At 73.6% G+C, this 10,294-nt stretch carries 7 protein-coding genes; 6 read left to right on the top strand and 1 reads right to left on the bottom strand.

Annotation, left to right across the window (positions count from 1 at the left end; genetic code table 11):
• Nucleotide 1 precedes the first annotated feature (1 nt).
• Entirely contained in the window at nt 2-694 is a 693-nt protein-coding gene (locus tag CM1CMNOD_RS08825) for a cytochrome P450 (RefSeq protein WP_050803448.1), read from the bottom strand.
• A gap of 308 nt (nt 695-1,002) precedes the next feature.
• Here CM1CMNOD_RS08825 and CM1CMNOD_RS08820 point away from each other — a divergent pair, with 308 nt between their 5' ends.
• The 6 genes from CM1CMNOD_RS08820 to CM1CMNOD_RS08795 form a co-directional block, all read left to right on the top strand.
• Nucleotides 1,003-2,073, top strand: coding sequence for an LLM class flavin-dependent oxidoreductase (locus CM1CMNOD_RS08820; RefSeq protein ID WP_013873321.1), 1,071 nt, complete (start codon nt 1,003-1,005; stop codon nt 2,071-2,073).
• A gap of 8 nt (nt 2,074-2,081) precedes the next feature.
• Entirely contained in the window at nt 2,082-3,788 is a 1,707-nt protein-coding gene (locus CM1CMNOD_RS08815) for an FAD-dependent monooxygenase (protein ID WP_050803446.1), read from the top strand.
• 51 nt (nt 3,789-3,839) lie between these two features.
• Complete coding sequence (locus tag CM1CMNOD_RS08810) at nt 3,840-4,871, top strand: 3-oxoacyl-ACP synthase III family protein (protein ID WP_013873319.1); 1,032 nt, start codon at nt 3,840-3,842, stop codon at nt 4,869-4,871.
• Nucleotides 4,872-4,878: 7 nt separating this feature from the next.
• Nucleotides 4,879-5,811: a 2-oxo acid dehydrogenase subunit E2 gene (locus CM1CMNOD_RS08805; RefSeq protein ID WP_013873318.1), complete on the top strand. Its 933-nt coding sequence runs from the start codon at nt 4,879-4,881 to the stop codon at nt 5,809-5,811.
• Nucleotides 5,812-6,849 (top strand): alpha/beta hydrolase, encoded by a 1,038-nt coding sequence (locus CM1CMNOD_RS08800; protein WP_013873317.1) that lies wholly within the window; start codon nt 5,812-5,814, stop codon nt 6,847-6,849.
• A 130-nt stretch (nt 6,850-6,979) separates the two neighbouring features.
• A partial coding sequence (locus CM1CMNOD_RS08795) for a type I polyketide synthase (RefSeq protein WP_207387481.1) occupies nt 6,980-10,294 on the top strand: 3,315 nt, incomplete at its 3' end.

Here is a 10,294-nt window from a genome sequence, read left to right as displayed (position 1 = left end):
GTTACGTCGTCTCCAGCCCGGCGATCATCAGCACCATGGAAAGCTGGGTCAGTTCCGCGGCGGTAATGGTGCCGGCCTGCACATAGTGGACCAGCCGGCCGATCACCCCGTCACCGGGCTCGGTGAGGTTGCGCTCGACCAGCGTGCCCAGGTACTGCGCGAGCTGGGCACCGGCCGCCTCGGTCTCGGCCGGTTCCCGGGCCTGCATCACCCCGGCGGTGGCGGCCTGGAAGAACTTGTGGTCCTCGTAGGGCACCCCGACCAGTTCGGACATCACCAGCGACGGGATCGGCAGCGCGTAACTCTGGACCAGGTCGGCCGTCGGGCCGGCGGCGAGCATGTCGTCGATGAGCCCGTCCACCAGCTCCTGGATGCGCGGTGCCAGCGCCCGCGCCTTCTTGAGGCTGAACTCGGGGTTGAGCAGGCGGCGGTGGATGTCGTGGATCGGCGGGTCCTCCCCCACCAGCACCAGCTTGCGGGCGGCCTGGGCCCCCAGGTGCGGCGCCATCGTGGGGTACTCCTGGCGGGTGCGGTCCGCGGACAGCTTCGGGTCGCTGAGCAGTCGACGGCCCTGCGCGTACCCGGTCACCAGCCACACCCTGCGCTTGTCCCACAACGTGACCTTGTTCAACGGGCCGCGGCTGCTGATCTGACGGTAGGACTCCGGCGGCTGGTAGGGGACGGTCCGAGGCACCGGAAAAGACGGGGCATCTTCAAGATCAACAGACAAGACGGCCTCCAACACGGCGGTCGACTGTGGTCGAACGGTCCGGGACAGTAGAACGGAAGCAACGGTAATGTTTCCCCGAACTGTCCACAAGAACACTTAAGAACGACCTTCGCCAGCTTTTGCCGGCGCTTCAGAATCGCGTTTCTGTGCCTCCCCCAGCACAATCACGGAGGCAGTCCACTCACTTTAGAGGCCGGCAAGGAAGCCACTAGGAAACGCCATGATGATAGGTCTCACGGCCGACCCCTCCCCCTGCCGAAACGGAGCCGGAAGTGCGCGTTGGCATCAACTACCTCAGCCCCTCGACCGCCATTGACCAGGAGTCGACCCGGGAGAAGTACCGGGACTTCTTCGACCAGGTCGAATGGGCCAACGACAAAGGCTTCACCGGTATCTGGATCACGGAGCACCACTTCTCCAGCTACAGCCTGAGCGCCTCGCCGTTGCTGCTGCTCACCAAGGCGGCGGCGATCGCCCCCGACCTGCGGCTGGGCACCGGTATCCTCGTGCTGCCGCTGTGGGATCCGGTGCGTCTCGTCGCCGACGTGTCCACACTGGACGCCATCAGCGACGGCCGGGTCGACCTCGGCATCGGGCGCGGCTACCAGCCGCACGAGTTCCACGGCTTCGGCCGGGACCTCGCCAACAGCCGTGAGGTCTTCGAGGAGTCGGTTGAGCTCATCCTGCAGTTTCTGACCCGCTCGGAGACGAGCTTCACCGGCCGGTACCACCACATCGACACCACCGTCACGGTGCTGCCGCGGCCGGTGCAGACCCCCCATCCGCCGGTGTGGCTGGCCGCGGCCACCGAGGAGTCGACCGCCTTCGCGGTCCGGCACGGCTTCCACCACCTCGGGCTGGCGCTGTCGTCGCCGGCCGACCTCGCCGAGCGGCGGCGGTTCATCGACAGCCTGGCGGAGCAGGCACCGCCGGGCGCCACCGACACGGAGTTCTCCGCGAACCGGTTCGTGTTCGTCGGCACGGACCCGGACGCCCGCGAGGCGGCCGTCCGCGAGGTGGCCCGCCAGCTCGGCGCCTCCCGCGCGCTGGCGCAGGGCGGGGTGCCCGTCGACGGGGTCGTCCCCGGGCTGCTGGGCACGGTCGACCCGGCGGACGAGGCGCTGGCCCGCGACCGTCTCGTCGGCGGCAGCCCACAGGAAGTGCTGGCCCAGTTCGTCGAGCTCGCCGAAGCCGGGGTCGGCTACGTCAACGCCGCCTTCCAGTTCGGCGCGCTGCCATCCGATGCCGCGTTCGCCTCGGCGAAGCTGTTCGCCGCGGAGGTGCTCCCAGTGCTCGCGGAAGTGGCACCCACCCGGCCGGCGCCGCTGGCCCAACCCGTCTGAAGACGATGGTGACCGCGACCGCATCCTTCCCACCCGCCCCCGCGGGGGACGGGGTGGAGCGTACCGACGTCGTCATCGTCGGTGCCGGCCCCACCGGCCTCATGCTCGCCGGCGAGCTGCGCCTCGCCGGCGTCGAGGTCGTCGTCCTCGAGGCGCTCGAGCGGCCGGCCGGGCAGTCCCGGGCACCCGGTGTGTACGCCGCCACCCTGGCGGCATGGCACCAGCGGGGCCTGCTGGAGCTGTTCGGGGACCGGCTGCGACCGGCCGCCGCCGGGCACTTCGCCCTGCTGGCCGGTGGGCTGGACCTGCGCCCGCTCGACACCGACCGGCCGGCCGCCCTGATCGGGCAGGCCGAGGTCGAGCAGGTGCTGGCCGAGTGGGCGACCGGGCTCGGCGCGTGGATCCGGCGCGGGCACCGCGTCGTCGGGCTCACCCGGGCCCCGGGCGGCGTGCGGGCACTCGTCACCGGGCCGGCGGGCACCTACCATCTCGACGCCGACTACCTGGTCGGCTGTGACGGCGGCCGCAGCACGGTCCGCCGGGCTGCCGGCTTCACCTTCGCTGGCACGTCGGCGACCGCCGAGGTGCTGCTCGCCGACGTCCGCGGGGTGCCCGCCAGCCAACTGCGGACCCTGCCCCGCGCCCCGTTCCCGTTCCTGCGCAACGAGCGCGGCTGGGTCGGGCTCACGCTGCTGGACGCGGACACCACCCGGGTGTTCGTCCGCGGCCCCGCCCGGGCCCCCGCCCCGGGCGGGGCCGCGCCGACCTTCGAGGAGATCCGTGACAGCGCGGCCCGCATCGCCGGGCTCGACCTGTCCGGTGGCGTCCCGATATGGGTCAGCCGGTTCGGCAATGCCACCCGGAAGGTTACCGAAAGTGTCCGCGGCCGGGTCGTGCTCGCCGGGGACGCGGCCCACGTGCACCCGCCGTTCGGCGGGCAGGGACTCGGGCTGGGCATCGCCGACGCGGTGAACCTGGGCTGGAAGCTGGCCGCGACAGTGCGTGGCCGGGCACCGGCCGGCCTGCTGGACACCTACCATGCCGAGCGGTACCCGGCCGTGGCCGCGGTCCTGCGTCTCACCCAGGCACAGGACGTGCTGATGGGCGGCGGGCCCGCGGTCGACGCCCTGCGGGAGGTGCTCACGCGGGTCTTCGCCGAGCCCGACGCGAACCGGCTGATGGCCGCGGAAGTGACCGGCCTGGGGCTGCGCCACGACCTCGGCGACGATCATCCGCTGGTGGGCCGGCGGCTGCCCGACCGGGCGCTGCGCACCGCGGACGGGACCCCGACCAGTACGTCACGCCTGCTGCACCCGGCCCGCGGGGTGCTCCTCGATCTCAGCGCGAACCCCGGTGCGGGCTTCGGTGCGGACCTCGACACGGGCTTCGGCGCGGGCCTCGGCGCAAGCTTCGCGCCGAGCCGGCTCGGCGCCGGCTGGGCCGACCGGGTCGACACCGTCGCCGCCCGGCTCGAGGAGGCCACCGACACGGCAGCCGCCGACGGGCGCCCCGGCGACGAGCTCGCGCGGCTGGCGGCCGTCCTCGTCCGGCCGGACGGGCAGGTGGCGTGGGTGGCACAGCACGGCGACCCGCCCGACGAGGCGGGCCTGCGCACGGCGCTCACCCGCTGGTTCGGCGCCGCGGACGCCGACGCCGTCGCGGGCGGCCCTCGTCCCGGAACCGGAAGGAGCCAGCACCGCACCCACCGTCCTTGACCCGGCTGTGCCGTAGCACGACCGGCTGTGCCGTAGACCCGGAGGAACCCGATGACCCCGCCCGATGTCCACCTCGCCGCCGTCGGCACGGCGCTGCCCGGCCCTCCCGTCGACAACGCCGCCCTGGCCCGTCGCTTCGGGATGGACCCGATCTGGGAGGAGTGGGTCGACACCTTCATCGGCACCCGCACCCGCCATCTCGCGGTCGACCTGGACACCGGCGAGGTTCGCTACTCGCTGGCCGACCTGGGCGAGGCCGCCGGCCGGCAGGCGCTGGAGACCTCCGGCTTCACCGCCGAGGACATCGACCTCGTGGTGATGGGCACGGCGACCCCGGACCACCTGATGCCCGCCACCGTGAACGTGGTCGCCGACCGGCTCGGCATCGACGGTATCTCCACCTACCAGCTCCAGTCCGGGTGCGCCGGCGCCTTCCAGGCGCTCGACGTCGCCCGCCAGATGCTGCTCACCGGCCGGCACCGCACCGCCCTCGTCCTCGGTGGTGACGTGATCGCCAAACACTACGACCTGGAACTCGACCTGCGCCGCCTGCCACCGGCCGAGATGGTCAACGTCGCGCTCTTCGGTGACGGCGCCGGCGCCGTCGTGCTGACCACCGAGCCGCGTGGCGACTCCACCGCGCTGCGCACCGTGTTCACCCGGCTGGCCGGGCTGCGCCGCGCGCCCGGCCAGATCCTGGAGTGGTACGGCCCGGCACAGCGCCATCTGGACGGCACCGGCGCCCGGGAGGACTACAAGGCCATCGAGGCGTCGGTGCCGGTGATGGCCGAGGAGATCCTGGCCGAGCTGCTCAAGCAGCTCGGGTGGTCCTCCGACGAGGTCGACTACGTGCTGCCGCCGCAGCTGTCCGGCACCATGACCGCCCGGATCATGGCCCGGCTCGACGTGCCCGGGATGCACGAGGTCACCTGCGTCAACGAGACCGGCAACAACGCCAACGCCCTGCCCTTCCAGCAGCTCGAACGGGTGCTGCCCCAGCTCGCCGACGGCGACCGGGTACTCGGCATCGCCGTCGAGTCCAGCAAGTGGATCCAGGCCGGATTCGCCCTGGAGAAGGTGTGAGACGCCGATGACCATCACCGAGCTGGCCCGGCAGCGCCGGCACACCCTGTTCTTCCTGCGGGAGACCCGCGGGTTCGCGCCGGTCTTCCTCGACACCGAGGTGGACATGAGCCGCCTGCGGGCGCTGCGCTCACAGGGCTCACAGGGCTCACAGGCCCGCCACTCGACGGTAACCTACGTGCTCTACGTCGCCGGACGGGTCCTGGCGAACCATCCGGAGGCCAACGCGGCGATCCTCGACGGACGCCGGCCCCGCACGGCGCGCTACCCGGCCGTGCACGGCAAGGTCACCCTGGACAAGACCATCGACGGGCACCGGGTGGTGCTGGCCACCGTCGTGCCGGACCTGGAGCGCCGCAGCCTGGCGGAGATCCAGCGGCACATCGAACGGTTCCGGGACGGCGACCCGGCGACGATGCCCGAGTTCGGTGGGGTGCGGCGGCTGCACGCCGCGCGGAGCTGGACAAAGGCGGCCCGGGCGTTCCGCAGGGTGGTCCGGCCGCTGGAAACCCGGCCGACGGTGTGGGGCACCGTCGCCGTCACCTCCCTCGGCCACCGTCCGGTGGACGGCTTCCACTCGGTCGGCGGCACCACCATCACCCTCGGGCTGGGCCGGACCGTCGATCGCCCGGTCGCGCGCGACGGCCGGGTCGTGGTGGCCCCGGTGCTGCGGCTCAGCCTGGCCTTCGACCATCGGGTGATCGACGGCGCCGAGGCCGCGGACGTGCTCGCCGAGATCAAGGAGGGGCTGGAGACCTTCCCGTGGGCCGTGGCCCCGGCCGCCTCGCGGCCCGCGGCCACTCAGCCCACGAACACCGCGGAGCCCACGAACACCGAGCCAGCCGGCGGACGCACGCCCGTCGGTGTGGCCACGCAGCAGGCACACACGCAGCAGGCACACACGCGGCAGACACAGCAGCCAGGCGGAGGGGATGCATAGATGAGCGACGTCGACGAGCTCAAAAGGCATGTCGCCGCACACGCGGCGACCCTGGGCATCGGCCCGCAGGAGTACCAGGCGCTGACCGCCGGCATCTCCCACGACAGGGTCGGCCCGGGGTCCTGGGTCTACGAATGGTCGCGGGCCGCCGAGGAGCGGGAGGCGGAAGGTGAGCTGCTGACCGCCGCCGCCTTCTACAACTTCGCCCGGTTCCCCTTCGTGGACGGCAACGCACGCCTGGACGCCCTGGAGAACTGCGTGCGCACCATCGAGGAGTGGCGTTACGAGGTGCCCGCCGTGGAACGCCTCGACCTGAAGATCGGCAACGGCACCGTCGGTGCCTGGACCACCGGCCTGGTCGGCCCCGACAGCCCGGCCGGCGGCCAGCGACGACCGCTACTGATCATTACCGGCGGTATCGTCAGCATCAAGGAACAGTGGGTGCCCGTCCTGCTCACCGCGGCCGAGCTGGGCCTGGCCGCGGTCGTCACCGAGCTGCCCGGCGTGGGCGAGAACACCCTGCGGTACACGCCGGAGAGCTGGCGGATATTCCCGGCGATCCTTGACGCGCTGGCCGACTCCGCCGACGTGTCCCGGACGTTCGTGCTGGCCCTGAGCTTCAGCGGGCATCTCGCGCTGCGCTGGGCCGTCGAGGATCCCCGCCTGCGCGGGATCGTCACCGCCGGCGCCCCGGTACGGCACCTGTTCACCGACCGGGCCTGGCAGGACGCCCTGCCCCCCGTGACCCGCGACACCCTCGCCCATCTGGCCGGCGTCGACGTCGGGCTGCTGCCCGACCTGCTGCCCGGGTTCGCGCTGTCCGACCAGGAGCTCACCGCCGTCACCATCCCCGTACGCTACGTGGCCAGCGCCCGTGACGAGATCATCCCGGCACACGACGTGCAGCTCCTGCGGACGCACCTCGCCGACCTGGTGGTCCTCGAACACGACGACGTCCACGGCGCCCCCGGGCACGCCGCCGAGACCCGTGCCTGGACGGTGCAGGCACTGCGGGACCTCCTCGACTCCACTCCGTAACACACGATCCCGCCCCGTGGTCCACCACGTAGCTCCGCCCTGTAGCACACGCCGCGCAGCGCCGCCCCGAGCCGGGCGGCGCCGACGTGTCCGGCCTCGCCGTCCCACCCTCCAAGAGGCGATCCCACCGATGAGTACCGAGCACCGCCAGCAGATCCGCCCCGTTCCCACGGGTGCCCCCAACGGCGCCGCCGACAGCGCCGGCCTCGACACCGGCGTCCCCCACGCCGTCCCCGCCGAGGCCGGCTCCGCCAGCCGGAACGCCCCCGCGGATGACTTTGGAGGTGCCCCGGTGGACGGCATCGTGAACGGCTCCCCGGACGACATCGCCGTCGTCGGCCTGGCCTGCCGGCTGCCGCAGGCGCCCGACCCCGCGGCGCTGTGGCGGCTGCTGCGCGAGGGCCGGGACGCGATCACCGACGTCCCGGAGGGCCGGTGGACCATCCCGGCCGACCCCGCCTTCGACGGGATGCCCCGCCGCGGTGGCTTCCTCGACCGAGTGGACGCCTTCGACGCGCCCTTCTTCGGGCTCTCCCCGGCCCAGGCCGCCGCGATGGACCCGCAGCAGCGGCTGACGCTGGAACTCGGCTGGGAGGCGCTGGAGGACGCCGGGATCGTGCCGGGCCGGCTCGCCGGCAGCCGCGCCGGGGTGTTCATCGGCGCCACCTGGAACGACTACGCGGCGCTGGTGGACCGCGGCGGGCCGGGTGCTCTCAACCGGCACAGCATCACCGGGATCAACCGGGGTGTCATCGCCAACCACCTGTCCTACCTGCTGGGCCTGCACGGGCCGAGCCTGGTGGTCGACTCGGCGCAGTCGTCCGCGCTGGTCGCCGTGCACCTGGCCGTGGAGAGCCTGCGCCGCGGCGAGAGCGACCTCGCCCTGGCCGGCGGGGTGAACCTCGCCCTGACCGCGGAGGGCACCCTGGCCGCCTGGCGCTTCGGCGCGCTGTCACCGGACGGCCGGTCCTACACCTTCGACGAGCGGGCCAACGGCTACGTCCGCGGCGAGGGCGGCGGGGTGGTCGTGCTGCGCCCGCTGTGCAGCGCGCTCGCGGCCGGCAACCCGATCTACTGCGTCATCCGCGGCGGCGCCGTCGTCAACGACGGGGCCACCGAGGGTCTGACGGTCCCCGGGCTGAAGGGGCAGACGGAGACGCTGCGCGAGGCGTACCGGCAGGCCGGCGTCGACCCCCGCACGGTCGACTACGTGGAGCTGCACGGCACCGGCACGGCGGCGGGTGACCCGATCGAGGCGGCGGCCCTCGCCGCTGTGCTCGGCCGCGGCCGGCCCGCCGGCTCGCCGCTGCTGGTCGGCTCGGCCAAGACGAACGTCGGCCACCTCGAGGGTGCCGCCGGCATCGTCGGGCTGCTCAAGGTGGCGCTGAGCCTGCACCACGGCGAGATCCCACCGAACCTGAACTTCGTCCGGCCGAATCCGCGCATCCCACTCGACGAGCTGAACCTGCGAGTGCAGACCGCCCTGACCGAGTGGCCGCGGGCCGCCGGGGACAGGCCGGCGCTCGCCGGTGTCAGCTCCTTCGGCATGGGCGGGACGAACTGCCACGTCGTGGTGTCCGCGCCGCCGGCGGTGACGGGCCACCCCGCCGAGACGGCGCCCGGGCGGCGTCCGACTGCCCGTCCGGCCGGCTCTGGCAGCTCGCCCTCTGTCAGCTCACCCTCGGTCAGCTCACCACCGACCGTCATCTCACAACCGGCTACCTCCTCGCAGCCGGCCGCCGCTGCGGAAACGGACACCGCCTCAGAACCGGCCGTGGTGTCGCGGCCGGTTCCCGCCGTGGTGCCCTGGGTGGTCTCCGCCCGGGGCACGGACGCCCTGCGCACCGCCGCCGGGCGCCTCGCGGACCAGCTTGCCGACCAGCTTGCCGAGGACCAGCCCGTCGACGACCAGCGCGGTGACGACGCCGGCCCCGACAGCGCGCGCCCGGAGCAGCCTGGCCCGGCGGAGTCAGCGGACGCCCCGCCGGAGCCGGCGGGCACGGATCTGGCGGGCCATCCGGTGAGCCATCCAGCGGGCACGGTGGATCCGGTGGACGTGGCCGTGGCGCTGGCGACCACCAGGACGGCGTTCGAGGAACGCGCGGTCGTCATCGGGCGCACCGGCGGCGCATTGCGGGCCGGCCTGCGCGCGCTCGCGGACGACCAGCCGGCCGCGGGCGTGATCCGTGGCCGGAGCCGGCGTACCGCCGACGGCGGGCCGGCAAAGCTGGCCGTGCTGTTCTCCGGGCAGGGCAGCCAGTACCCGGGCATGGGCCGAGGGCTGCACGCCGCCTTCCCCGCCTTCGCCGCCGCCTTCGACGAGGTGGTCGCGCACCTGGACCGGCACCTGGACCGTCCCCTGCGTGACCTGGTGTTCGACGGCCCGGCGGAGACGCTCGCCGTCACCGCGTACACCCAGCCGGCGCTGTTCGCGATCGAGGTCGCGCTGTACCGGCTGGTCGAGAGCTGGGGGATCCGCCCGGACCTGCTGGCCGGGCACTCGGTGGGCGAGCTCGCCGCGGCACACGTCGCCGGAGTGCTGTCGCTGCCCGACGCGGCCGCCCTGGTGGTGGCGCGCGGCACGCTGATGCGGGATCTGCCGCCCGGCGGCGCCATGGTCGCGGTGGAGGCCTCCGAGGAGGAGGTCGCGCCGCTGCTGTCCGGGACGGTCGGCTTCGGCGCCCTCAACGGCCCCCGCGCGGTGGTCGTCTCCGGCGAGCAGGACGCCGTCACCGCGATCGCGGAGCACTTCCGGGCCCAGGGCCGGCGTACCAGCAGGCTCACCGTCAGCCACGCGTTCCACTCGCCGCTGATGGAACCGATGCTGCCGGCGTTCCGGCAGGTCGCCTCGGAGCTGACGTTCGCGGCACCCACCCTGCCGGTGATCTCCAACGTTGCCGGCGCGCCGGCCGGCCCCGGTGACCTGACCACGGCCGACTACTGGGTCGACCACGTCCGGCGGCCGGTCCGGTTCGGCGACGGCATCCGCGCCCTCGCCGCCGAGGGCGTGACCACATTCCTGGAGCTGGGCCCCGGCACCGCGCTCACCGCGCTCACCCGCGAGGTGCTGCGGGACATCACGGACAGACCGGTGGACGGGCCGGCGGACGAGCCGGTACTGGCCGCTGCCCTGCGCCGGGGCCGCGGTGAGCCGGAGTCGCTGGTGACCGCGGTGGCGACCGTCTTCACCGCCGGCACCGCGGTGGACTGGCCGGCGGTGGCCGGCCGGCGCGGCCACCCGACCAGGCGGGTGGAGTTGCCGACCTACCCCTTCCAGCGGCGCCGGCACTGGATCAGCACGCCCACCGCCGGGCCCACCACTGTGTCCACTGCCGGGCCCACCACCGGGCCCGCCACCGGGCCGACCGTCGAGGCACCCGTGGCCGGCATCGCCGCCGCGGCGGCCGCGCACGGCGCGGACGCCGGGAGCGCCGCGGACGTCACC

Source organism: Protofrankia symbiont of Coriaria myrtifolia (assembly GCF_900634755.1).
Taxonomy (GTDB): domain Bacteria; phylum Actinomycetota; class Actinomycetes; order Frankiales; family Frankiaceae; genus Protofrankia; species Protofrankia coriariae.
This window is presented reverse-complemented; position numbering and strand designations above follow the sequence as displayed.